General features: G+C 33.1%; 26 protein-coding genes and 2 pseudogenes. 17 read left to right on the plus strand and 11 right to left on the minus strand.

Annotated features, from left to right (window positions below; all coding sequences use genetic code 11):
- Positions 1-510 precede the first annotated feature (510 nt).
- The 8 genes from ACFELV_RS05005 to ACFELV_RS05040 all read left to right on the plus strand — a co-directional run bounded on the left by ACFELV_RS05005 (position 511) and on the right by ACFELV_RS05040 (position 7229).
- Positions 511-2049, plus strand: coding sequence for a hypothetical protein (locus tag ACFELV_RS05005; protein ID WP_375327019.1), 1539 nt, complete (start codon positions 511-513; stop codon positions 2047-2049).
- 404 nt (positions 2050-2453) lie between these two features.
- On the plus strand, positions 2454-2621 hold the full coding sequence (locus tag ACFELV_RS05010) for a hypothetical protein (protein ID WP_375327020.1): 168 nt from the start codon (positions 2454-2456) through the stop codon (positions 2619-2621).
- A 96-nt stretch (positions 2622-2717) separates the two neighbouring features.
- Positions 2718-3797 (plus strand): IS4 family transposase, encoded by a 1080-nt coding sequence (locus ACFELV_RS05015; RefSeq protein ID WP_375326208.1) that lies wholly within the window; start codon positions 2718-2720, stop codon positions 3795-3797.
- A gap of 2 nt (positions 3798-3799) precedes the next feature.
- Positions 3800-4384, plus strand: a complete 585-nt coding sequence (locus ACFELV_RS05020) for an ankyrin repeat domain-containing protein (protein WP_375327021.1) — start codon at positions 3800-3802, stop codon at positions 4382-4384.
- The gene (locus ACFELV_RS05025; RefSeq protein WP_375327022.1) at positions 4369-4950 is read left to right on the plus strand and encodes an ankyrin repeat domain-containing protein; all 582 of its coding nucleotides are present in this window, start codon (positions 4369-4371) and stop codon (positions 4948-4950) included. Before ACFELV_RS05020 ends, ACFELV_RS05025 begins: the two co-directional genes overlap by 16 nt.
- Before the next feature lie 214 nt (positions 4951-5164).
- On the plus strand, positions 5165-6307 hold the full coding sequence (locus ACFELV_RS05030) for a hypothetical protein (RefSeq protein WP_375327023.1): 1143 nt from the start codon (positions 5165-5167) through the stop codon (positions 6305-6307).
- A gap of 306 nt (positions 6308-6613) precedes the next feature.
- Positions 6614-6943, plus strand: a complete 330-nt coding sequence (locus tag ACFELV_RS05035) for a helix-turn-helix domain-containing protein (RefSeq protein ID WP_375327523.1) — start codon at positions 6614-6616, stop codon at positions 6941-6943.
- Positions 6944-6992: 49 nt separating this feature from the next.
- Positions 6993-7229 (plus strand): DDE-type integrase/transposase/recombinase, encoded by a 237-nt coding sequence (locus ACFELV_RS05040; RefSeq protein ID WP_375327024.1) that lies wholly within the window; start codon positions 6993-6995, stop codon positions 7227-7229.
- Positions 7230-7428: 199 nt separating this feature from the next.
- Here the strand turns inward: ACFELV_RS05040 and ACFELV_RS05045 are convergent, their stop codons facing one another.
- The 5 genes from ACFELV_RS05045 to ACFELV_RS05065 form a co-directional block, all read right to left on the minus strand.
- On the minus strand, positions 7429-7647 hold the full coding sequence (locus tag ACFELV_RS05045) for a hypothetical protein (RefSeq protein WP_375327025.1): 219 nt from the start codon (positions 7645-7647) through the stop codon (positions 7429-7431).
- A gap of 250 nt (positions 7648-7897) precedes the next feature.
- Positions 7898-8155, minus strand: coding sequence for a hypothetical protein (locus ACFELV_RS05050; RefSeq protein ID WP_375327026.1), 258 nt, complete (start codon positions 8153-8155; stop codon positions 7898-7900).
- Between the two features lie 231 nt (positions 8156-8386).
- A complete protein-coding gene (gene elbB, locus ACFELV_RS05055; RefSeq protein WP_375327027.1) occupies positions 8387-9037 on the minus strand; it encodes an isoprenoid biosynthesis glyoxalase ElbB in 651 nt (216 codons plus the stop codon).
- A 198-nt stretch (positions 9038-9235) separates the two neighbouring features.
- A complete protein-coding gene (locus ACFELV_RS05060) occupies positions 9236-9805 on the minus strand; it encodes a recombinase family protein (RefSeq protein WP_375327028.1) in 570 nt (189 codons plus the stop codon).
- An 83-nt stretch (positions 9806-9888) separates the two neighbouring features.
- Positions 9889-10968 carry an IS4 family transposase gene (locus ACFELV_RS05065; RefSeq protein WP_375326208.1) on the minus strand — a complete coding sequence of 360 codons (1080 nt, stop codon included), beginning with the start codon at positions 10966-10968 and terminating at the stop codon, positions 9889-9891.
- Positions 10969-11368: 400 nt separating this feature from the next.
- On the opposite strand from ACFELV_RS05065, the gene ACFELV_RS05070 reads away from it, so the two are divergent.
- From ACFELV_RS05070 to ACFELV_RS05085, 4 genes are all read left to right on the plus strand, one after another.
- Positions 11369-11614 carry an AbrB/MazE/SpoVT family DNA-binding domain-containing protein gene (locus ACFELV_RS05070; RefSeq protein ID WP_375327029.1) on the plus strand — a complete coding sequence of 82 codons (246 nt, stop codon included), beginning with the start codon at positions 11369-11371 and terminating at the stop codon, positions 11612-11614.
- Complete coding sequence (locus ACFELV_RS05075) at positions 11607-11993, plus strand: type II toxin-antitoxin system VapC family toxin (RefSeq protein ID WP_375327030.1); 387 nt, start codon at positions 11607-11609, stop codon at positions 11991-11993. Before ACFELV_RS05070 ends, ACFELV_RS05075 begins: the two co-directional genes overlap by 8 nt.
- A 543-nt stretch (positions 11994-12536) precedes the next feature.
- The gene (locus ACFELV_RS05080) at positions 12537-12824 is read left to right on the plus strand and encodes a SemiSWEET family transporter (RefSeq protein ID WP_375327031.1); all 288 of its coding nucleotides are present in this window, start codon (positions 12537-12539) and stop codon (positions 12822-12824) included.
- A 43-nt stretch (positions 12825-12867) separates the two neighbouring features.
- Positions 12868-13188 carry a DUF167 family protein gene (locus ACFELV_RS05085; protein ID WP_375327032.1) on the plus strand — a complete coding sequence of 107 codons (321 nt, stop codon included), beginning with the start codon at positions 12868-12870 and terminating at the stop codon, positions 13186-13188.
- Here ACFELV_RS05085 and yaaA read toward each other — a convergent pair.
- Positions 13181-13342, minus strand: a pseudogene (gene yaaA / locus ACFELV_RS05090) (peroxide stress protein YaaA); the annotation flags it as partial. The gene ACFELV_RS05085 and the pseudogene yaaA sit on opposite strands and share 8 nt — an antisense overlap.
- Before the next feature lie 18 nt (positions 13343-13360).
- Entirely contained in the window at positions 13361-14440 is a 1080-nt protein-coding gene (locus ACFELV_RS05095) for an IS4 family transposase (RefSeq protein ID WP_375326208.1), read from the minus strand.
- A 219-nt stretch (positions 14441-14659) separates the two neighbouring features.
- Between ACFELV_RS05095 and ACFELV_RS05100 the strand changes: the two genes are divergently transcribed.
- Positions 14660-15358: a M15 family metallopeptidase gene (locus ACFELV_RS05100; RefSeq protein ID WP_375327033.1), complete on the plus strand. Its 699-nt coding sequence runs from the start codon at positions 14660-14662 to the stop codon at positions 15356-15358.
- 4 nt (positions 15359-15362) lie between these two features.
- Here ACFELV_RS05100 and rsmI read toward each other — a convergent pair.
- Positions 15363-16213, minus strand: a pseudogene (gene rsmI, locus ACFELV_RS05105) (16S rRNA (cytidine(1402)-2'-O)-methyltransferase).
- Positions 16214-16323: 110 nt separating this feature from the next.
- On the opposite strand from rsmI, the gene ACFELV_RS05110 reads away from it, so the two are divergent.
- The 4 genes from ACFELV_RS05110 to ACFELV_RS05125 all read left to right on the plus strand — a co-directional run bounded on the left by ACFELV_RS05110 (position 16324) and on the right by ACFELV_RS05125 (position 20121).
- Positions 16324-17451, plus strand: coding sequence for a penicillin-binding protein activator (locus tag ACFELV_RS05110; RefSeq protein ID WP_375327034.1), 1128 nt, complete (start codon positions 16324-16326; stop codon positions 17449-17451).
- A gap of 8 nt (positions 17452-17459) precedes the next feature.
- Entirely contained in the window at positions 17460-18434 is a 975-nt protein-coding gene (gene dusB, locus ACFELV_RS05115) for a tRNA dihydrouridine synthase DusB (RefSeq protein WP_375327035.1), read from the plus strand.
- Between the two features lie 390 nt (positions 18435-18824).
- Positions 18825-19904 (plus strand): IS4 family transposase, encoded by a 1080-nt coding sequence (locus ACFELV_RS05120; RefSeq protein ID WP_375326208.1) that lies wholly within the window; start codon positions 18825-18827, stop codon positions 19902-19904.
- Positions 19905-19923: 19 nt separating this feature from the next.
- Complete coding sequence (locus ACFELV_RS05125) at positions 19924-20121, plus strand: hypothetical protein (RefSeq protein WP_375327036.1); 198 nt, start codon at positions 19924-19926, stop codon at positions 20119-20121.
- On the opposite strand, the gene ACFELV_RS05130 is transcribed toward ACFELV_RS05125, so the two are convergent.
- From ACFELV_RS05130 to ftsZ, 3 genes are all read right to left on the minus strand, one after another.
- Positions 20080-21159: an IS4 family transposase gene (locus ACFELV_RS05130; RefSeq protein ID WP_375326208.1), complete on the minus strand. Its 1080-nt coding sequence runs from the start codon at positions 21157-21159 to the stop codon at positions 20080-20082. The two genes, ACFELV_RS05125 and ACFELV_RS05130, sit on opposite strands and share 42 nt — an antisense overlap.
- A gap of 55 nt (positions 21160-21214) precedes the next feature.
- Complete coding sequence (locus ACFELV_RS05135) at positions 21215-21949, minus strand: hypothetical protein (protein WP_375327037.1); 735 nt, start codon at positions 21947-21949, stop codon at positions 21215-21217.
- A 303-nt stretch (positions 21950-22252) separates the two neighbouring features.
- Positions 22253-23623, minus strand: coding sequence for a cell division protein FtsZ (ftsZ, locus tag ACFELV_RS05140; protein ID WP_375327038.1), 1371 nt, complete (start codon positions 23621-23623; stop codon positions 22253-22255).

Here is a 23623-nt window from a genome sequence, read left to right on the forward strand (position 1 = left end):
GTAGATTTATAGGTATGTTCGCTTGCAGAAGCTACAGCGTGTTTAAATGTACGTGAGGATTCGAGAACGAAAATCACGACGGAATCGACCATTAGATAGAAATGTTCACAGAACCTAAGATTTGACTATATGTTCATTTTATATAGTACTTATAAATGAAAATTTAAACAGCCTAACTCAATATTTTTTTATGATTAGGATTTTGCTAGGAAGTTAATTAACTAAAATATGGTAAAATATAGTGGGGCCTGGCATATATTATAGTTAACTTACTAGAAAATATGTTTGTCTTGCTTATTATTTTAGCGCATTATAAATTTACAATACCAAATTGCTTTCAAATGAGTGGTGTTTAGCACTGTCGAATAATTCTTACTTAAACATATGATAATAAAGACAAAAATATCTACTTTTCATAAAGTGCTTTTACTTAATGTACATATATTACTTTACTTCTGCCACTTATTTTTTAAAACTATTAAGAATGTAAGTGCTGACATAGTTACTATAATGGACTCTGCATTTAGTCGTTTTCGCGCTCAAATCCAATGCCTAGTATCACACAAATATATACTAATTTTATTCTTCACCCATGTTATGCTACCTTCTTACCATAGTTTAGCTGTTATACACAAATCTCCAACCATATTTCCTTTATTTAACAAGGATCAAAATAATGAGGTAATTGGCAATATCAAGTTAAATGATAATGAACATGGGATTATAGTGTCAGGAATAGTGAATAATATTATTCCTAATTGGCCAACTTCTATAGAGGAAATGTCATTAAAAGACCATATTGAAATATGGTTAACTGATGTGAATGATATGCAGTTACCGCCTGTTGGTTGGGGTCATCAATTTGGATATAAGGAAGTAAATAAGGCAGAAGACTGTCTAACAATATTCCCCTTTGCAGGCCCACAAGGGGGGTATGACCAAGAAACGGTTATAAGGTATCGAGAGGAGTGTAAGAAGTGGTATCAGGAACAGCTATTATATCGCCACAGTTTTCAAAAACTTTTCTTAAGACAATGGCAGCTGGCCCCAAACATGGCAAGAGAAATTTATGCTTTTCCGGAATTTCAATTATTAGACAAGAAGACCAAAACTGCACTTGCTATATTGGAACCTGCGGAATTACCAAAGATCAAGTTTTTGGCAGAGAATATTGCAAATAGCGGATACAAATTTCAATTTTTAATTCCCTGGAACTTATTTCCACCAATGCAATCACTGCAAATTCGAGATGTTAAAATACGGGTCGATATATTCCATGCTACAAATGGCAACAACAAACTGACTTCTTACTCTACTATTTCTGCAATAATTCCTCCTCAAGGGCCAGAATTGTTAAATTTATTTTCACTTTCAGTTCCTAGAGAATATTTACTCACGCAATGCAAATATAATTTAGCAATTATTCCTGAAGCTATTTCTAGAAGCCCAGAAAATGGGGGACGCTATCCTACCTTTTCTGAAAATGCTAAAACTTACTATTTACCATCTGATGATAAATATTTGAAAAATATTCTCCTTGTGGACAATCCTACTAGGGGATACCAAACTATACCAGATATTGATAGTAAATCACCAGTTCTTTATGCTGTCGATTTATGGGATAAGAAAATAGGCTTTGATATTATCTTATGTGGACCTAAACTTGCCATCCTTAAGCATAATAAAATCGTTTATAGTGATTTTATTAGTATTTCCTCTGATTTGTTAGAGTTTAAAGATTTTGATAATAAAAAAATAATACTGAAAAAAGGTCCTAATATTTTTTACAGTTATTATGGCTCAGGTGAAGGCGGAGCTAATCCTCGGATGTCGCTAAATATGTTTTCTCTAGATAAAAATAATGGAAAAATAAATTCATTATTAGAAGAATTGCGATTCGGAGAGGAGGAAAAAGCTTTTAATGTTACTTTCACTCCTGATTGGAGGAGAATTGATATTTCTGTCAGTCCTACACGCCTTAGCGACTGGGAAAATGTAAGTTATTGTTTGCACACAACTAATTTAAAATATGGAATATGCCCTAAGTAACTTTAATTCATTAGACTTCTTTTATAGCTCGCTTCTGGTAGGGTAATTGAAGAAGGCTCGCCCGGAGTGCAAAACCGCAGCGTATGTGAGGCTTTAAGCTTAGGATTCATTACCCAAATTACCATCGCTAGTAGAGTTTCGAAAGAAGTCTATAGTTAATTAAGCTAAATTAGGGACACTGGAAGAGGCGTGAAGCCTAGAGATACTAGGAGAGCACGACGAATCCCGAAATACGACGACCTAATGTGAAGAAAGCGACTTGGTATAAAAACATTTTATAGCTACTGATATTTACCTTAAAATATCATGTAATATATTTACTATTATTGCAATAATTAGTTGAAATTATGATAATAATTATGTACTATTAAGTTAGTATATAATGTATTCATTAAGGAATTTTTATGAACAAATGGCTATTTTGGTTATTATTGTTTTTTGCTTGTAATGTTTGTGCCAATCCTGCGCCTTTAGGCTTTACCCTAAACAAAGCCAGTATATCAGATGTGGAAAAACAATATCGAATAATAAAGAAAGAAAAAAATTACTGGGAGGGGTATAATTATTCATAGTACCCCACAGATTTTACAGGAGGGTTAAAATAATAAATTGAATAAGTGACTGAGAGTCACTAATCTCCGCTGAGAAACAAGCAACAGGAGGTATTAATGGACTCTCAATCACTATACCAAATATTATACATATTTTTAGATTGGCACCCAGCACGAATTAAAACATTTGCAGAATTAATTTGTGCAGTAGTAAAAGCTAAAACTGTGAGAATCAAAGAATTAGCACTGTATGTCGCTTCTAAAGGCAATTTGCATGCCAAGATTGTTAAAGTTGAGCGTTTGCTTTTAGAACAAAATATGTGCTTTATAAGTTTAGGGAAAATTATTGTTAAATTGCTCTGTCTAACAGGTAAAATTAGCCTTGCCATAGATAGAACCAGCTGGCAATTTGGTATTAAAAATTTGAATTTTTTTGTTGCAACTATCGTTTATGGTAATATTTCAATTCCTATAGCATGGTTGTTACTTGATAAAAAAGGCAACTCTTCTACTAATGAAAGAAAGAAATTGATTGAGCAAATTTTAACAATTATACCTAAGGAAATGATAGAGCTTATCCTTGCCGATCGGGAATTTGTTGGTGAGGAATGGTTGCAATATATGGGTGGAATCCAAAAATTACCTTTTGCTATCAGGCTAAGAAAAAGTGAGAAGGTCAAGCATTTCAACGGTGGCAAGATGAAGTTGAATAAATGTTTTGCCGATATGCAAATGGGTGACACTAAAACTATAGAAAGCAAAATTTACAATGGTATGGCAATTAAAATAACTTGTTTGCAATTAGAAAGAGAGCAACTATTTATTGCTAGTAATGTGCTTATTGGTGAATGTGCTTTGCTAGCATATAAGCAGAGGTGGAGCATTGAGCGACCTTTTCTGTCTCTCAAGTCATCTGGATTTAATATTGAAGATACCCACATTACAGATCAAAAAAAGCTGGAAAAACTATTTGCAATAGTATCTTTATCCTTAGCTATTTGCGTGCTTGCTGGTGACATTAAGAACAAAATTTATCCTATAAAGATCAAAAAACATGGTCGTAAATTATACTCATTATTTACTTACGGATTTGATTGGATAAAAGATTATTTTTATAACTCGTTAAGTGATACCCCTGCTATGTTGTTTTCATTACTACGAAAACACATTATGCATGCCTTTCAACTTCAACAATAAGTGTGGGGTACTATGGTATAATACCTACATTAATAGAGATGGGAGCAGAGTTAGTAGTTAAGGATATACACGGGGATACTCCTTTACATCATGCAGTAGCAAATAATCACTTACAAGGGGTGAAGCAATTATTAGATGTAGCATCTCCTCCCTGTCCTCAAGTGAGTAATGCAAATACCATAGTTTTTTATATATTGAACCAAACGAATAAGTTAGGTTGGGCTGCAGTAACGCTAGCAAAAAGAAAAAAAGAAGTAGCCCTAAAAGAATATCTTATAGAGCGGGGAGCTCAAGAAGAATTAGGGACTTCTCCAGACAAGTGTGGATTACTTTCTGCAGTACAGAACGGCGATTATGAACAAGCTCATTATCTACTAGATTACGGTGGTGCTGATGTAAATAATAGAATGAAACCTACTGGTTACACGGGTGAGACCCCACTACTAGCAGCAATATATAATGAGGATGTTGGTTTAATCAAACTTTTAGTAAAGTATGGCGCTGAGGTGAATACGCATGGTTTAGGAGGCATATTTCCTTTACAGATAGCATTCGTAAGGGCAATCTTGATTTGGTCTGTTATCTAGTAAAAGTAGGGGCTAATATAGAGAATACACAAAATAACTTTTTTCGTCCTTTAGGAGAGGCTATACACAGAAAACACCAATCAATAGTTGAGTATCTATTAAAACGAGGAGCTAACGTAACACATGTCCATTTAAAACAAGGAGCAAAACAGAATAATTTTGATATAGTTAAATGTTTATTAAAGGGAGCATTACAAGAAAAGGAATATATTTCTGCTTTACTTACAGAGGTTAAGGAAGGTAACCTTCCAATGGTAAAATGTCTAGTAGAATATAGTAATAATGTGAATGCTATTATTGGCGCTAACTCAGAATTTTTAAAAGTAGCAATTTCTAACGGCAATCTAGAATTAGTGAAATATTTAGTAGCGCATGGGGCTAATGTAAAAGCTGATGTAAACCAACCTCTCATGTTAGCAATTGAAAATACAAAAGTGGATATAGTTAAATTTTTATTAGCACAAGGTGCAGATCCAACTGCTCCAAATTGTACCCCTTTAACCTACGCTGCTCAAAAAAAATCAACTAGAGATAGCCTTAATACTTGTGGCTTTTGGAGCTACTGATATACCGATAAAGCCGCAGTACACGCAGGTAATGAAAGCCATTCTTACTGTGCCTGCAAACTCAACTATGTTAGTTCACTATCCTAAGTTCATATTTGGTGAACCTATACATAACTCTAGAAGGACAATAGAAGAGATTATTCAGTATACTTATAGTACACCCCAAATTGAAAAATTATTTTTTCAAAATTTTAGAAAAAATATCAGTAATCATATGTTAAAATATTTACCTGAACGACAATTAGCAGTACAAAAATTAACAGAAAAATTACAAGAATTCTCGACACATCAATATAAGCAATGGGAAGAACAAGGAAAGCAATTTACAGATTGGCAATTAGAACAATCTCCGCAATTAGTACAATGGCAGTTAAAAATGTGGGAATTGCAGGGAGAAGAGCTTAAAGATTGGCAATTGGAAAAAATACAAAAATGGACAGCATCAAAAGCATTATCAGACAACTCACTTTTAACGAGCAGACTAAAGAGTAAATTCATAAAAAATATAGATGACTGTGTAAAACCTATAGTTGTTCAAAAACTCTTGTCTTTAAAAAATGGAGACATTCCAGATAGCTATATTCCATATATCATTGATCAGGTGAGAGAATTCTTATATGGCATATCAAATGAGCTATTGCCTAATAAAGTGTCATTCACTGAGGTTAAAAATGAATTAACTGCTTTACACTCCTTCCTTATAAATCCAATTCAACAGTGTTATGAACACACTTATAATACAGTATTAGAGATATTGTATTATGTTACTAAACTTTTAGGAGATGAAAAATTAAATACTGTTCATACTAAATTGTTTTTAAGTTCACGCGTAGAGGAAAGCAATAAGGAATATTATGAAATAACGGATCAAGAGTTTATAAAACTGAAGGAAGTTGCTAAATATTGGGTGCCAGTATATAAAAAATATGCTTTTACTCTAGTGGATAGCATAATTGAGGTTGTAGAAAAGTTTATATCAAACATGCAAAATGATAAAGATGCACTAATTAAGGCTGTAGACGAGATACCACTCATGGAAAATGGGAATATTTTATATAATGGGAAGGTTCCGATAACTATAAAACTTAAAAAACTATTCGATATAAAAGAAATAGTTTGCTCATTACCCGAAACACTAAAAGGTGGATTAGTAACTGCTGGTCAGCTTAACAGAATAGGAGACTTAACTGCAAATTTACAGGAATTAACAGAAGAATTATCCCCAAAGATAAAAGAACACAAGGAATTACACCTAGAGACAAAAGAGCACAATGACCATAGCTATAATCAACTTGAAAAAGTTGCAGAAGCTGTAATATTAATAGGAGAGGAAACATGGGGTGGTGCGGAAGGGTAAAAATAATGATTTAAAAAACATGTTTTTGCTTATAGTCTCCTACTTAACTGCATCTACCTAAAATGCTTGTACTACTTCATTATATAATCTGGATGGTGTGTGATTTATACACCTTATTACAACAACAATGTAAGGTAAAGTATTATCTAGCTGCTAAATTCTTGACTCATAGAGATTATTACAAAAGTAATGATTTATGTATTTAAGCAAGTACTAACAATGGATTCTAAAATTCGACTTCGTCTGAATTGGACTAAGTTTTATCAGCAGTTGTCTCATGCAGGGAAGGTATGAGAGCATTATGGTATTTCACGTTTTACCTTACGTAAGTGGTATAAGCGTTATGAACTGCTAGGTGAAGATGGGTTATACGACCTTAGTAGTATACCAAAGAATTTTCCTCTACAGAAAAGAAATGAAATTGATGAAAATCTTATAATTAATTTAAGAAAAAATAGAAATCTTGGTGGGCGCCGTATTCAAAGTGAGTTAAAACGTTTACACAATATTTCATTTTCTACAGCCACTATTCATAAAATACTTAAAAAATATAATGTTGCTTCTCTTAAATTAAAACGCCATTACCGCAAGCAGGTAAAACTCTATAGCTGTAAAGTACCAGGAGAAAGAGTGTAAATGGATGTTTGCAAAATTGCTAATAATCTATATCAATACACTGCCATAGATGAATTGTACTAGATATAAGATTTTAGCTTTACATAAAAGACATACTGCAGAGAATACTTTAGATTTTTTGGATCGAGTTATTGATCGTATGCCGTTTCCTATACAACGCATTCAAACGGACAGGGGGCAGGAATTTTTTGCCTATGCGGTTCAAGAATATTTAAGAAAACAAAAAATTAAATTTCGCCCTATAAAACGGCCCAGCATAACGGAAGGTGCAAAAAGCGAAATCTAGCGCCTGTATCCCTGATCGCAATGCACTATTAACGGTAGCTGCTTTTTACACATTTTGTATCTTAATTAAAATTGCCAATTCCCTACAACCCCTTATATCCATTGGTTTTACAGCCAATATTTAAACTTAGTCACCTTTTAAAATGTCACCTCTCTTTTTATAGCTAAAAGTATCCTTTCTTATTTTGTGTTTTCTACTATCACGCCTGTAGGCCTATTTGTTTTTCAGGAGATTCTTTAAATATTGACTTAATAGAATTAATAAAAGTACTACCTATTTCTTTGATTGCATCTATTGCAGGTGATACTACTTCCTTTATTCCTTCGTAAATTTTTTGTAAGCCATTAGTAATAATAGTTGATAGTTGGGCTTCATATTCTTTAGGTATAGGAGTTATATCAGCAATTATATTACTCATTTCTTTAAGTTTATTAGCTAAATGAGTTAGTGATTTCTTGTCTTGTACATCGTCATATTGATCAGCAAATGCATCAGCTATACTTGCTTGTGCGTCAAGGTTAGCTGTAATGATTGATTGACTATCATCAAAGGAAAATCCTACAGCTGTTTTGTTGTTAGCCTTAGAAGTATTAGAATTGATATCTGATAAGTCTGTTATTGATGTCTTTTGTCTGATGAGACTATCAGCTTTTAGTTTCTCCAGTCTATTATGTAGTGCTTGATCTTTTTGCTTCGAGATTAACTTCAGATTGTATTTGTACTAGTAATTTATCTACTTCATCATTAAAATATGAATCTTGACCCGATAAATTACCTAATCTTGTATTAAATTGTTCATGAATTTGATTAAAGTTGTTCATCTCATTTTGTAGATCTTTTTCTGATCTTTCTGTAAGTTTTGCAACTCTAATTTTCAAATCCTCTAATGATTTGTCATTAAATATTTCATTATTTCTTTCAGACATTTGTTTCCTTATAATCTTACTATTTATTTAATCTTCAATGACTATTAAAATCGAATCATAATAATTAATTAGCTTATTTTAATATCACTATATTTAGTATTGTGTAATAAATATCAGTATGCTTTTATAATTAAGTTTTGTTGGTATTGACCATTATTATACTTTTTGTTGGTTGTTGCAAGACTATAAGCATAGAGATGGTTGATATATTAAGTTTATTATATTTTTATTTTATACGCACATGTTAATTACTTTAGCAACCAATGCGCTAATCCCTGTATGGATTTGCGTTAGTGGTGCATTTAACATAAAAGCAGGGGTAGTAACTAGTTTGTTCTTCTCATCTACCGCGATATTATCAGCAAGGCATGTTTGTTCTGTAGCTGCTAATTTTTGAATTAATTCATTTTTGTTACCAAGAGTAATAGTAATTTTCGCATGTTCTTTTAAAGCTAAAGCTAAAAGTGCGGGAGAGATGCAAATTGCTCCAATTGGTTTTGCTGCTTTGTAAAACTGGACAATTATTTCTTTGAAGTCTGCTATAACTTTCGCATTCTCATTATTTGCTGCTAAATCTGATAAATTTAATGCTGCACCAAAACCACCAGGTAAGATTAGAGCATCGAAGTTTTGAACCTTTAATTCTGGTAAGGCTCGTATTTGACCACGCGCAATACGCGCAGATTCTACCAGTACATTACGCTGCTCAGGCATTTTTTCTTGCGTTAAATGATTAATTACTTGCAACTGTTTGATATTAGGAGCAAAAATTTTTACTTCCGTCTGGTGTTTATCTAATTCTAGCAAGGTAAAAACTGTTTCAAAAATTTCAGCACCATCAAGATGTCCGCATCCAGAAATCACTACTGCTACTTTCGTCATAATATTCTTTAAATAAGTTTCTTATAGTTTATAGCAATAGGCATTAATAAATAAAGTGATATTTTCAAAGTTTTACAAATGTTAGTAATACTAATACCATGGTTTTTTGAGGTGTCAACAGTTTAGAGGGTAGTTTGTATTAGGCCGGTATAGAAATTACTTGAGGCTATCCAAAAACAGGGGCAAGATTTTTTTACTTTAAGTTGAAGCGTTAAGATCCATTTTCCAATTATATAATGTTTGTCTCGAAACTTTAGCCATTTTTGCTACATAGGATACGGCATATTTACCATCTTTTATCATATTGACGTATTCCTGCTTTATAGTTTTATCTGCCGAATAACTGCGACCTTTGTATTTTCCTTGTTCCTTCGCGCTTTTTACTCCTTCATAAATTCTTCTGTTTATTAAACTTCTTTCAAACTCTGCTATAGACCCCACCATATTAAACATTAACATCCCTGTATCAGTTCCAGTATCCATTTGTTCCTTTAGGCTTTGAAAACTTATAAAGTGCTCTTTTAAACTGCTAATAATATCTATCAAATCTTTTAAACTTCTACCTAATCTATCAACTGAAACGATAATTAATGTGTTACCAGTTTGAATTTTATCTAATAATTTTGTTAACACAGGTCTTTTAACACTTGTACCGCTAATAATCTCCGAATAGATTTCTTTACATCCAGCATTTTTTAATAAAGCTATTTGTTGATCTAAGGCATCGCGTTGATGTTTAGTTGAAACTCTAGCATAACCAATTTTCATATTTAATATTTTAACGTAAGTTTTTAATGAAGATAATTATTGAAGTTTTTAAAATAAATGTTAAATATCATAGTACCCCACACTTATTGTTGAAGTTGAAAGGCATGCATAATGTGTTTTCGTAGTAATGAAAACAACATAGCAGGGGTATCACTTAACGAGTTATAAAAATAATCTTTTATCCAATCAAATCCGTAAGTAAATAATGAGTATAATTTACGACCATGTTTTTTGATCTTTATAGGATAAATTTTGTTCTTAATGTCACCAGCAAGCACGCAAATAGCTAAGGATAAAGATACTATTGCAAATAGTTTTTCCAGCTTTTTTTGATCTGTAATGTGGGTATCTTCAATATTAAATCCAGATGACTTGAGAGACAGAAAAGGTCGCTCAATGCTCCACCTCTGCTTATATGCTAGCAAAGCACATTCACCAATAAGCACATTACTAGCAATAAATAGTTGCTCTCTTTCTAATTGCAAACAAGTTATTTTAATTGCCATACCATTGTAAATTTTGCTTTCTATAGTTTTAGTGTCACCCATTTGCATATCGGCAAAACATTTATTCAACTTCATCTTGCCACCGTTGAAATGCTTGACCTTCTCACTTTTTCTTAGCCTGATAGCAAAAGGTAATTTTTGGATTCCACCCATATATTGCAACCATTCCTCACCAACAAATTCCCGATCGGCAAGGATAAGCTCTATCATTTCCTTAGGTATAATTGTTAAAATTTGCTCAATCAATTTCTTTCTTTCATTAGTAGAAGAGTTGCCTTTTTTATCAAGTAACAACCATGCTATAGGAATTGAAATATTACCATAAACGATAGTTGCAACAAAAAAATTCAAATTTTTAATACCAAATTGCCAGCTGGTTCTATCTATGGCAAGGCTAATTTTACCTGTTAGACAGAGCAATTTAACAATAATTTTCCCTAAACTTATAAAGCACATATTTTGTTCTAAAAGCAAACGCTCAACTTTAACAATCTTGGCATGCAAATTGCCTTTAGAAGCGACATACAGTGCTAATTCTTTGATTCTCACAGTTTTAGCTTTTACTACTGCACAAATTAATTCTGCAAATGTTTTAATTCGTGCTGGGTGCCAATCTAAAAATATGTATAATATTTGGTATAGTGATTGAGAGTCCATTAATACCTCCTGTTGCTTGTTTCTCAGCGGAGATTAGTGACTCTCAGTCACTTATTCAATTTATTATTTTAACCCTCCTGTAAAATCTGTGGGGTACTATGGTTAAATATAAGCATTATATTTAACATTTATTTGTTGGACATATATATTGTACAGTTTTTGAGTTGGAACATCCTGTTATGTAAGGCATTGTTTTAGTTTAGAAAAATTGTATAATTAGACGGATCTTAAATTTGACAGCGTGCTTCTACTATACTTAAAATTGCAATTAACGATGGATTGGGTAATATTATAATATCAGTAGCTTATTTTTAAACAGCTACTAAAAAATATTGCTGTCTATAACGGTAGATGATATACTAGTTGTAGTCATTATATAAATATTACATAGGTATTTTTTATGTTAGCCAAAGCTAAAATAGTTAAAGGTGGTAAAATCTCTATACCGGCAATTTATCGCAAATCCCTTCATTTAAAAGAAGGAGATGAAATGGTTTTTAATCTCAATAATAATGAACTTACTTTGACTCCTATAAAAGCTAGCTTAAAAAAAGTACGAGAAATGATTAATAAGTACCATAGTGCAGATATAAGTTTAGTAGATAAATTAATAGCGGACCGTAGAGTTGAGGCTAAAAATGAGTAGAGTAATATTAGATTCGTCTGCTCTTCTTGCATTAATTAAAAATGAACCGGGTGCTTTGATAGTAGAAGAGTTATTGGGTGATATAGTAATGTCTAGCGTAAATGTTTCGGAATCTGCTGCAGTGATATTAGACTCCGAGATGAGCGTAGAACAAGGACAACAAGCAATAGAGCCGTTTATCGAATCCGTAATACCGTTTGACTTTGAACATTCTATTACTTGCGCAGCTTTAAAAAAAGATACTAAGCATCTCGGCTTATCACTAGGCGATAGAGCATGTATTAGCCTCGGTATGAAACTAAAACTACCTATTTATACTGCAGACAAAATCTGGTCTGAGTTAAAATTAGAGGATGCCGATATTCGGTTTATTAGATAAACTCAAAAAATTTCCTCTGCTATAAATTTAATACATCAGTTACTTTACAAATTTACACTCTGGCATATCCAAAAAGTTTTAGCATTTTCTCATTTATTAGATAAAAATTGGGAATATTATACTTTAATATATGAGATTAGTAGATTATACAACATTTTTGCTATTTTGGGGTAGGAAATTGTTGTCGTGAGAAAGGACTGTTTGTTGAGATAATAAATTACGTTAAATTGTAAAATAGAAGGATCTACTTTTTTTAAAATTGCTTCTTTTTATTATATGTCAGATCAAATCTTAACTTCTACCTCTAAATTGGGTGCGGATATTATCGGGCAAATGTTAGTAGCAAAAATATTCATATTAAGAATTAGCCTAAAATAACCAGAGCTATGGATTAATGGTATGGATCTCCTGATATACAGAATGCAAAGCAGTTGTAATTTTCTAGAGTTAATATTAAAGGTTTAAAACAATTAATTAAGTCCCTATATATAGTATATCTGAGATTACCACTTTTTCCCAAATAAATAACAAGAATAAAACTATATGTCAGAGTCAAAGAATATAATCTCTACTAAATATAATCTATATGAACGTTATATTATGACCGTAGGTATTATGGGGCAATCAATGCACTACATACAAGCCTATAAAATATTTTCTACTCAGTCGGCAGAGGATATTTCATTACCTGCTTATTTGATTTGCTTGTTTTTATTAATAAATTGGCTTGTTTATGGTTTTGTTAAAAAGGCCAAAGCATTAATATATGCAGAAATTATTGGTTCACTCGGATGTTCAATAATTATTATCGGTACTATAATATATAGTTGACCTTAAATTATTTACTTACAATATAGATATATTTTGGTGTTATATGCTGCAATTATTTAGCTATAATTCATATAACAAAACAGCCATTCTTGCTATTAAAGTTAAAACTAATGCTAAGAATAACGAAATACAAAATTTTATTATTATCAATAATAAAAACTATTTGAAGCTGAATATTAAATCATCTCCAGAAAATGGTAAAGCTAATCAAGAAATAATCGATTTTTTATCTCAAAAATGGAAAATATATAAACAAAACATACAAATTATGTTAGGTCATAGTTCTAATATAAAACTAATAACAATTAAAAATATTGAATCAGAGTTGTTAGGTTCACATTTACAACAATATAAAATTAATTAACTTTAATAAACACCCAATCCTGCTCAGAGGATTGATTTTTGTGAAATTGATAATTTAGTTCTGTAAATTTTTGCAGTTTTTCTGGAGTATCTATAAGATTTTTAGCGATATAATTTATCATTTTACCTCTAGCTTTTTTAGCATTGATACCTATTACCATAGTACCCCACACTTATTGTTGAAGTTGAAAGGCATGCATAATGTGTTTTCGTAGTAATGAAAACAACATAGCAGGGGTATCACTTAACGAGTTATAAAAATAATCTTTTATCCAATCAAATCCGTAAGTAAATAATGAGTATAATTTACGACCATGTTTTTTGATCTTTATAGGATAAATTTTGTTCTTAATGTCACCAGCAAGCACGCAAATAGCTAAGGATAAAGATACTATTGCAAATAGTTTTTCCAGCTTTTTTTGATCTGTAATGTGGGTATCTTCAATATTAAATCCAGATGACTTGAGAGACAGAAAAGGTCGCTCAATGCTCCACCTCTGCTTATATGCTAGCAAAGCACATTCACCAATAAGCACATTACTAGCAATAAATAGTTGCTCTCTTTCTAATTGCAAACAAGTTATTTTAATTGCCATACCATTGTAAATTTTGCTTTCTATAGTTTTAGTGTCACCCATTTGCATATCGGCAAAACATTTATTCAACTTCATCTTGCCACCGTTGAAATGCTTGACCTTCTCACTTTTTCTTAGCCTGATAGCAAAAGGTAATTTTTGGATTCCACCCATATATTGCAACCATTCCTCACCAACAAATTCCCGATCGGCAAGGATAAGCTCTATCATTTCCTTAGGTATAATTGTTAAAATTTGCTCAATCAATTTCTTTCTTTCATTAGTAGAAGAGTTGCCTTTTTTATCAAGTAACAACCATGCTATAGGAATTGAAATATTACCATAAACGATAGTTGCAACAAAAAAATTCAAATTTTTAATACCAAATTGCCAGCTGGTTCTATCTATGGCAAGGCTAATTTTACCTGTTAGACAGAGCAATTTAACAATAATTTTCCCTAAACTTATAAAGCACATATTTTGTTCTAAAAGCAAACGCTCAACTTTAACAATCTTGGCATGCAAATTGCCTTTAGAAGCGACATACAGTGCTAATTCTTTGATTCTCACAGTTTTAGCTTTTACTACTGCACAAATTAATTCTGCAAATGTTTTAATTCGTGCTGGGTGCCAATCTAAAAATATGTATAATATTTGGTATAGTGATTGAGAGTCCATTAATACCTCCTGTTGCTTGTTTCTCAGCGGAGATTAGTGACTCTCAGTCACTTATTCAATTTATTATTTTAACCCTCCTGTAAAATCTGTGGGGTACTATGAATTTTTTCATATAACCTTACTTTCTTCTATTCTTTCACTATGCTTATTATTACTATTTTATAATATTTGTGAATTACTGAGAAATACTATAAAATACTATTAATTTAAAGGATAATTATGCTGAATATTACTAATAATTTACCAGAAAATTTTGTGTATCTAGATCAAATAGATCCTTCTATTAGACAAAATATGATGTACTATAGTACTCATAATTTTATAGGAGAGCAAATTAGTGGTTATAAAGCCGCTAGAGCGATTTTAACTATACAAGCTGCGTTAGCGCTTAAAAATCTTCAACAAGATCTCAAAAAGGATAATTATTCACTAGTAATTTATGATGCTTATAGACCTAAAAAAGCTGTGGAACATTTCGTAAAGTGGAGCAAGGATGTTAATGATCACAAAATGAAACAATTTTACTATCCTTATATTAATAAAGAGGAAATTTTTAAATTAGGCTATGTTGCCGCTCAATCAGCTCACAGTAGCGGCAGTACTGTGGATTTAACGATCATTGAGATTGACAAAATATTGGATACAAAGCCTACTATGACCATGCGTCCTTTAACAGATGGCCGCGCTATACCTTACTTCGATGATAACACGGTTAATATGTATAGTTCTGTAGATCTGATGGATTCTGCTTCTGCTCATGATTGTACCTTAATTGATGAAGAGGGCTTAAAGAATCGTAATTATCTGCGCTCTAAAATGCAGGAACATAAATTTAAAGAATATCATGTTGAGTGGTGGCATTATACCTTGAAAGATGAACCCTATCCACACCGATATTTTGATTTTGACATTGTCTAATTAATTATAGACTATCTTTAACTTTATTAACTATAGAATATATTGTTTGTTTGCTATATGTTCTACCAAAATTTTCAGTCGCTATATCTGTGACGCTTTTAGCGCTCCAACCTTTAGATAAATATAAATGCACCATCTTTTTTAAATCATTTTCTACACTCTCTTTATCAATTTTCATGGCAGCACCAGAAATCAGCAAGACGATTTCTCCTTTAACAATATTAGTGCCATAAAAATTATCAGGTCTTCTAGGTAGCCAGTTTTCACTTCTTGATATAATTTAGTGAGCTCACGGGCCACGCATATTTCTCTATTACCCAAAACTGTCAGAGCAGTCTGCAGCGTATGTTGTAGCCTAGCAGCAGTTTCAAAAAAAATTAAAGTTGCATTAATATTGGAAAATTCAGTAAAAATTTTCTTTTTACTGTCAGTGGTTTTAGGTAAAAAGCCTGCAAATAAAAAACGCGCAGATGGTAAACCGGAAATTGTTATCGCAGTAATTAACGACGAAACTCCTGGTATCGCATCTATATGATAATTAAGTATTTTTAAGTCTTTTACTAACTTAAAGCCAGGATCGGAGATTAAGGGAGTGCCTGCATCAGATATTAAACTAATTATTTCTCCATTATCAATCCAGGCTTTAATATTTTCTCGATCGACTGCAGAACTCAGGTCGTTATACATATGTAATTTCGCTTGGATATTATGTTTTACTAGTAATTTTCTTGATATTCTAGTATCTTCACAGAGAATAATTGTTGAACTCCTCAATACTGTCAGAGCTCGCAATGTGATATCATCTAGGTTACCTATAGGGGTGGATACGATATATAGTCCTGGTTTAAGAATCATAATATAAAAATTTTTTAGTTATCTGCTTAAATATTTTAAGGTTTGAGTATACATAACGTGATTTTCTAGAACAAGATTATTAAGTACAAATAAGATGGAGGCTTAGTACTATGAGTATTATCAAGCAAAATTTTTTAAATATCCTGTTATTAAATATATGTTTTTTTTCTCTGTTGAGTTGTCAGACTCCTAATCAAGAAGTAACGCCTAAGAAACAAATAGCCGTTAAACAACCTCTGGAAATTGCGATTTTAATGCCGTTAACTGGAGAAAATTCTGCCATTGGTAAGCAGTATAACACCTTAATTAAAATGGGCATAGAAGATGGTTTACAAACTTATGCCCATGTTACTTCTTATGATGGTTCTGATGAAAAGCAAGTGCTTGCTGCAATGGAAAAAATAATAGCACGCAACAGTAAAATTATCTTGGGCCCATTATATTCAAACCTTACTACTTTGATTGCTAACAAAGCCAAAGCCCATAATATTATTGTCATTACTATGTCCAATAATCCCGTATTGGCTGATTCTAAACTGTTTGTATTTGGGCATGCGCCATTAAAACAACTGACAAAAATAATTAACTATTTTGTGGATATTAATTATAAACATTTTATTGCTCTTCTACCGGCAGGCCAATATTCCCATACGGTAAATCAGGTAATTCAAAATATATTAATTCAAAAAAATGCTACTTTGATGCGTAGTGAGTTTTATTCTAATGTACAAGAATCAATAGAAAAGGCGGTGGTTACTGTAGCAGCTACTGTAGATAATTTAAATGAGCGAGAAGATGTGCAAACCAAACCTGTGATTTATATATCTGATGACTCAAAAAATATATCTTTGCTATTTGCTAGTATAAGTAAACATAATTTATGGAAAAAAGCGGTAATAATTGGCGATAATAGGATTGATATTGATTATCCAGAGCCTATAGATATAGCATTTACAGGTTCCTTGAATGTTTTAAACAGTGTTGTCGCAGAAAAAGCCAAAAATATTGGTATTAGACATTTAACTTTTATGCATACTATGGCATATGATCTAGGTAAAATAACAGCACAATATATAGGAACTGAATTTACACAACGAAGTTTTCTAGCCGCTATGAACAATAATATTCCCTATATTGGTATATCAGGTAATATTCATTTTGTCGATTCAATTGCTCAAAGGGAATATGATATCATTACTAAAGAAAATAATATATATAATACTATGTCCAACAATTAGATTACTCTATGAGCATTAAAATAGGCAATATCACTCTACCCCATCCGGTGATTTTGGCTCCTATGTCTGGGGTTACGGATTTACCGTTTAGGAAATTAGTAAGGAAATTTAGCAGCGGCCTGGTAGTATCAGAAATGGTCGCTAGTAGAGCAATGATTATTGAAACAAGACAATCGCTACAAAAATGTGCTATCCTCAAAGAGGAAGACACTGGTTCTTGTGTACAACTTGCTGGCTGCGAGCCTGATGTGATAGCCGAATCTGCTAAAATGAATGAAGATATGGGTGCTAAGATTATTGACATAAACTTTGGTTGCCCTGCCAAAAAAGTAGTGGGGGGGTATTCTGGGGCGGCGTTAATGCGAGATGCAAAACTAGCAGCAAAAATCTTGGAAACTACAGTCAAAGCGGTCAAAATTCCAGTAACTTTAAAAATGAGGACTGGATGGGACGAGAATAATAGGAATGCGCCGCTTCTTGCCAAAATAGCGTACGATGTTGGAATACAAATGATCACAATTCATGGGAGAACAAGGTGCCAGTTTTATTCAGGAAAAGCTGACTGGAATTTTATTAAACAAGTGAAAGATACAGTCAAAATCCCTGTGATTGCTAATGGCGATATTATTTCTTTTATTACTGCCAAAGAGTGCCTAAAGCAATCTGGCGCCAATGGGGTAATGGTTGGTAGAGGGGCATATGGCAAACCTTGGTTTATCTCACAGCTGGCCCATTATCTGAAAACAGGGGAGGAGTTATCGCCTCCTTCAATGAAAGAACAATTATCAATAATACTTGAACATTACAATGATATGTTAGGGTATTATGGAACCGATACCGGAGTGCAATTGGCGCGAAAACATATAGGTTGGTATAGTAATGGACTAGCAAACTCAGCGGAATTTAGAGGCAAAATTAACTTACTTACTAATCCCCAAGCAGTAAAAGATCGAATAGTAGAATTTTATGAACAATATATATAAAGAAGGTGTAACAGGATAGTTTAAAAGTTGCATCTTGTAGTTAAAAAAATCCTAATAATTCTTGGATAAGTATAACTGGTAACTTTACCAACGTCATTGCAAGCGTAGCGAAGCAATCCAGAAAAATAGTTTATAAACAAACTCTGTTATGGATTGCGCACGTAAGGCTTAAGAAAGCCTCTTTGCAACGTTTGGGTTATGCTTATTTGATTTTTAACTTTAGGGTGCCACTTTTAAACTGCCATGAAGGTGTAGTGGCAAAATAATCATTGCACAATATACTCATTTGCATAGTACCCCACAGATTTTACAGGAGGGTTAAAATAATAAATTGAATAAGTGACTGAGAGTCACTAATCTCCGCTGAGAAACAAGCAACAGGAGGTATTAATGGACTCTCAATCACTATACCAAATATTATACATATTTTTAGATTGGCACCCAGCACGAATTAAAACATTTGCAGAATTAATTTGTGCAGTAGTAAAAGCTAAAACTGTGAGAATCAAAGAATTAGCACTGTATGTCGCTTCTAAAGGCAATTTGCATGCCAAGATTGTTAAAGTTGAGCGTTTGCTTTTAGAACAAAATATGTGCTTTATAAGTTTAGGGAAAATTATTGTTAAATTGCTCTGTCTAACAGGTAAAATTAGCCTTGCCATAGATAGAACCAGCTGGCAATTTGGTATTAAAAATTTGAATTTTTTTGTTGCAACTATCGTTTATGGTAATATTTCAATTCCTATAGCATGGTTGTTACTTGATAAAAAAGGCAACTCTTCTACTAATGAAAGAAAGAAATTGATTGAGCAAATTTTAACAATTATACCTAAGGAAATGATAGAGCTTATCCTTGCCGATCGGGAATTTGTTGGTGAGGAATGGTTGCAATATATGGGTGGAATCCAAAAATTACCTTTTGCTATCAGGCTAAGAAAAAGTGAGAAGGTCAAGCATTTCAACGGTGGCAAGATGAAGTTGAATAAATGTTTTGCCGATATGCAAATGGGTGACACTAAAACTATAGAAAGCAAAATTTACAATGGTATGGCAATTAAAATAACTTGTTTGCAATTAGAAAGAGAGCAACTATTTATTGCTAGTAATGTGCTTATTGGTGAATGTGCTTTGCTAGCATATAAGCAGAGGTGGAGCATTGAGCGACCTTTTCTGTCTCTCAAGTCATCTGGATTTAATATTGAAGATACCCACATTACAGATCAAAAAAAGCTGGAAAAACTATTTGCAATAGTATCTTTATCCTTAGCTATTTGCGTGCTTGCTGGTGACATTAAGAACAAAATTTATCCTATAAAGATCAAAAAACATGGTCGTAAATTATACTCATTATTTACTTACGGATTTGATTGGATAAAAGATTATTTTTATAACTCGTTAAGTGATACCCCTGCTATGTTGTTTTCATTACTACGAAAACACATTATGCATGCCTTTCAACTTCAACAATAAGTGTGGGGTACTATGATTTATGGCATATGCGATAGCGATAAAAACTGGAGAGATTGAGGAGCAAGAACAACCAGTTAAGATGAAGAAAACGTTAGGGTGTAGAGCTTATTCTGTACTACAACTAGGTATAAAATTAATAAAACAAGAGTATAGTCGTTCTCATAGTACCCCACACTTATTGTTGAAGTTGAAAGGCATGCATAATGTGTTTTCGTAGTAATGAAAACAACATAGCAGGGGTATCACTTAACGAGTTATAAAAATAATCTTTTATCCAATCAAATCCGTAAGTAAATAATGAGTATAATTTACGACCATGTTTTTTGATCTTTATAGGATAAATTTTGTTCTTAATGTCACCAGCAAGCACGCAAATAGCTAAGGATAAAGATACTATTGCAAATAGTTTTTCCAGCTTTTTTTGATCTGTAATGTGGGTATCTTCAATATTAAATCCAGATGACTTGAGAGACAGAAAAGGTCGCTCAATGCTCCACCTCTGCTTATATGCTAGCAAAGCACATTCACCAATAAGCACATTACTAGCAATAAATAGTTGCTCTCTTTCTAATTGCAAACAAGTTATTTTAATTGCCATACCATTGTAAATTTTGCTTTCTATAGTTTTAGTGTCACCCATTTGCATATCGGCAAAACATTTATTCAACTTCATCTTGCCACCGTTGAAATGCTTGACCTTCTCACTTTTTCTTAGCCTGATAGCAAAAGGTAATTTTTGGATTCCACCCATATATTGCAACCATTCCTCACCAACAAATTCCCGATCGGCAAGGATAAGCTCTATCATTTCCTTAGGTATAATTGTTAAAATTTGCTCAATCAATTTCTTTCTTTCATTAGTAGAAGAGTTGCCTTTTTTATCAAGTAACAACCATGCTATAGGAATTGAAATATTACCATAAACGATAGTTGCAACAAAAAAATTCAAATTTTTAATACCAAATTGCCAGCTGGTTCTATCTATGGCAAGGCTAATTTTACCTGTTAGACAGAGCAATTTAACAATAATTTTCCCTAAACTTATAAAGCACATATTTTGTTCTAAAAGCAAACGCTCAACTTTAACAATCTTGGCATGCAAATTGCCTTTAGAAGCGACATACAGTGCTAATTCTTTGATTCTCACAGTTTTAGCTTTTACTACTGCACAAATTAATTCTGCAAATGTTTTAATTCGTGCTGGGTGCCAATCTAAAAATATGTATAATATTTGGTATAGTGATTGAGAGTCCATTAATACCTCCTGTTGCTTGTTTCTCAGCGGAGATTAGTGACTCTCAGTCACTTATTCAATTTATTATTTTAACCCTCCTGTAAAATCTGTGGGGTACTATGGTAACATTGGTATTGTGAAAAGTTTGATTTTCTAAAGATGTCAGCTTCATATTGACTGCATCACCTGTAGTGATTTCCCCTCCTTCTTGCATCAGTATAAGATTAGATTTAAGTCTTACTCGATAGCTCCATCCAAGAGATTGACATAAATTAATTAACGAGTGTGTACCATAAAACCGATTGGCTGCAAGCAAGATCTTAACACCTTCAGGTATCATTTTAGCTACATCCTTGATTAATGATTCTTGCACCTCAAAGCCAATGGCTCCTTGAGTTTTTTCAACCTTCCATGCAATTGGCATGGCTCTTTCACCAACTCTCAACGAAATCATCAAACATTCAAAATTAGTGGATATTTTACTTTGGTCCAATATCAATATAGCAGTCTTTTCTTTGCTAGCGGCCATCGTAATTATTTCCGGAACAAAACCATGCATAACCGGCTTAGGTTCTATCAAACAGTTAGATAACAATCTACTAATATACCTTTCTTTCGATTTAACATCTCCTGTCTTACGGGGCAATACCGCAATCCACTCTCCACTATTGACGCTGCTACAGCTTAATGCAGATGCTGCCAAATCAGCAATCCCACTTATATGCGACTTATGCAAACCAGTAACTCGACTACCTAAATCCTCTTCAATTACCTTTGCTATATGAGCTACTCCTCCAGTAAATATTCGCATCTTATTCTCCAATGATTATTATATTTGGAGATCATATTATCACGCTTTTTTACTTCTAGCAATTTAAGTCGGGTGGTAAGATTTGGCACGTTCTAAAAAACGGTCCCCTCTTGTTGACCATGTAAAAAAACTCCTGAACGGTCACCTATAAATCACTTCTATAAAAATTTCCTTCACACAACCTAAAGTGTACCGAAAAGTTATACCATTTCCGAAAACTAATTATCACGTCGTACTTCATGATCTCCGCTCAGGTAGCGGGCACTCGTACTCCTAGTGCTAATTTAGTTTTGGGTAATGGTATTATTTGGGTTTTCGTAAGAAAGTAGGAATATCATGAATATCGCTCTCTCCTTCTATGGCTGGAGACGGAGATGTTACTGAAGGTCTAGCCGGCTCAGAGTTTTGGCTGGGATTAGTTTTTAGTGAATTCCACATTCTACTGAGCAAAGAGTTCTTATTAATATTGGGGGGAGCTGGAGGTAAGGTGTTATTGTCTGGCATTACTTGGACGCGTAAATTTAAAGGCGGGGTATCAGAATCGTTGGTTTCCCCTTTATCACTAATATATTGGGCAAAATTTGGAATTTCTTCTACAATTTCGGTGTCTCTCGCCTCATAATTATTCGTAGCCTCTTGTGGGGCAATAGTAGAGATTTCTGGCACAATTTCATTAATATATGATTTATTAGCATTGAGTGTTTGATCCGCATCAATCCCGGTAGCGACTACAGACACTCTAATAATGCCATTTAATTCTGGGTTAAATGTTGAACCAAAAATAATATTTGCATCTACATCACCTACTTCTTCTCTAATTCTATTAGCAGCGCTATCCACCTCAAATAGAGTCATATCTACTCCGCCAGTAATATTAATTAACACTCCTTTAGCGCCTCGCATTGAGTTATGGTCAAGTAATGGGTTAGAGATTGCTGCTTCCGCTGCTTTAACAGCTCTCTCTTCACCAGAAGCTTCTCCTGTACCCATCATTGCTTTGCCCATTTCACTCATTACTGTTCTAATATCAGCAAAATCTAAATTAATAAGACCTGGCATAATCATTAAATCCGTCACGCCTCTAACCCCTGCATGTAACACGTCATCAGCCATTTTAAAAGCGTCAGCAAATGTAGTATGTTCATTAGCTATACGGAATAAATTTTGATTTGGTATTACTATGAGAGTATCCACAACTCGTTGTAAGTCTAAAAGTCCTTGCGTAGCTGTTCTAAGTCTATGCCTGCCTTCAAAATGAAACGGTTTAGTGACCACTCCTACTGTAAGAATACCTAGTTCTTTAGCAATTTTTGCCACTACTGGCGACGCACCAGTCCCAGTACCTCCTCCCATTCCGGCAGTAATAAACACCATATTGCTGCCTTCTAAATGTCCTCTAATCTCATCGGCGGATTCTTCAGCAGCTAATGCCCCAATTTCTGGAGAGGCGCCTGCTCCTAATCCTTTGGTGATAGTGATACCTAGCTGAATTTTATTGTCACATAAGGAATGTTCTAATGACTGAGCATCAGTGTTCGCTACCACAAATTTTGCTCCCTGTAATTTGGCATTTAACATATTATTAACAGCATTCCCTCCTGCTCCTCCAACACCGAATACTGTTATAATAGGTTTAAGAACTATATTTTCTGGAGCTTTAAAATGTAAGGCCAT

Origin of the sequence: Candidatus Tisiphia endosymbiont of Nemotelus uliginosus, from assembly GCF_964264835.1 — a bacterium.
Taxonomy (GTDB): domain Bacteria; phylum Pseudomonadota; class Alphaproteobacteria; order Rickettsiales; family Rickettsiaceae; genus Tisiphia.

Coding starts and splice junctions, on each gene's coding strand:
- ACFELV_RS05005 (WP_375327019.1), top strand. CDS start 511: ATGGACTCTGCATTTAGTCGTTTTCGCGCTCAAATCCAATGCCTAGTA.
- ACFELV_RS05010 (WP_375327020.1), top strand. CDS start 2,454: ATGAACAAATGGCTATTTTGGTTATTATTGTTTTTTGCTTGTAATGTT.
- ACFELV_RS05015 (WP_375326208.1), top strand. CDS start 2,718: ATGGACTCTCAATCACTATACCAAATATTATACATATTTTTAGATTGG.
- ACFELV_RS05030 (WP_375327023.1), top strand. CDS start 5,165: ATGTTAAAATATTTACCTGAACGACAATTAGCAGTACAAAAATTAACA.
- ACFELV_RS05040 (WP_375327024.1), top strand. CDS start 6,993: ATGAATTGTACTAGATATAAGATTTTAGCTTTACATAAAAGACATACT.
- ACFELV_RS05045 (WP_375327025.1), bottom strand. CDS start 7,647: ATGAGTAATATAATTGCTGATATAACTCCTATACCTAAAGAATATGAA.
- ACFELV_RS05050 (WP_375327026.1), bottom strand. CDS start 8,155: ATGTCTGAAAGAAATAATGAAATATTTAATGACAAATCATTAGAGGAT.
- elbB (WP_375327027.1), bottom strand. CDS start 9,037: ATGACGAAAGTAGCAGTAGTGATTTCTGGATGCGGACATCTTGATGGT.
- ACFELV_RS05060 (WP_375327028.1), bottom strand. CDS start 9,805: ATGAAAATTGGTTATGCTAGAGTTTCAACTAAACATCAACGCGATGCC.
- ACFELV_RS05065 (WP_375326208.1), bottom strand. CDS start 10,968: ATGGACTCTCAATCACTATACCAAATATTATACATATTTTTAGATTGG.
- ACFELV_RS05070 (WP_375327029.1), top strand. CDS start 11,369: ATGTTAGCCAAAGCTAAAATAGTTAAAGGTGGTAAAATCTCTATACCG.
- ACFELV_RS05075 (WP_375327030.1), top strand. CDS start 11,607: ATGAGTAGAGTAATATTAGATTCGTCTGCTCTTCTTGCATTAATTAAA.
- ACFELV_RS05080 (WP_375327031.1), top strand. CDS start 12,537: ATGTCAGAGTCAAAGAATATAATCTCTACTAAATATAATCTATATGAA.
- ACFELV_RS05085 (WP_375327032.1), top strand. CDS start 12,868: ATGCTGCAATTATTTAGCTATAATTCATATAACAAAACAGCCATTCTT.
- ACFELV_RS05095 (WP_375326208.1), bottom strand. CDS start 14,440: ATGGACTCTCAATCACTATACCAAATATTATACATATTTTTAGATTGG.
- ACFELV_RS05100 (WP_375327033.1), top strand. CDS start 14,660: ATGCTGAATATTACTAATAATTTACCAGAAAATTTTGTGTATCTAGAT.
- ACFELV_RS05110 (WP_375327034.1), top strand. CDS start 16,324: ATGAGTATTATCAAGCAAAATTTTTTAAATATCCTGTTATTAAATATA.
- dusB (WP_375327035.1), top strand. CDS start 17,460: ATGAGCATTAAAATAGGCAATATCACTCTACCCCATCCGGTGATTTTG.
- ACFELV_RS05120 (WP_375326208.1), top strand. CDS start 18,825: ATGGACTCTCAATCACTATACCAAATATTATACATATTTTTAGATTGG.
- ACFELV_RS05125 (WP_375327036.1), top strand. CDS start 19,924: ATGGCATATGCGATAGCGATAAAAACTGGAGAGATTGAGGAGCAAGAA.
- ACFELV_RS05130 (WP_375326208.1), bottom strand. CDS start 21,159: ATGGACTCTCAATCACTATACCAAATATTATACATATTTTTAGATTGG.
- ACFELV_RS05135 (WP_375327037.1), bottom strand. CDS start 21,949: ATGCGAATATTTACTGGAGGAGTAGCTCATATAGCAAAGGTAATTGAA.
- ftsZ (WP_375327038.1), bottom strand. CDS start 23,623: ATGGCCTTACATTTTAAAGCTCCAGAAAATATAGTTCTTAAACCTATT.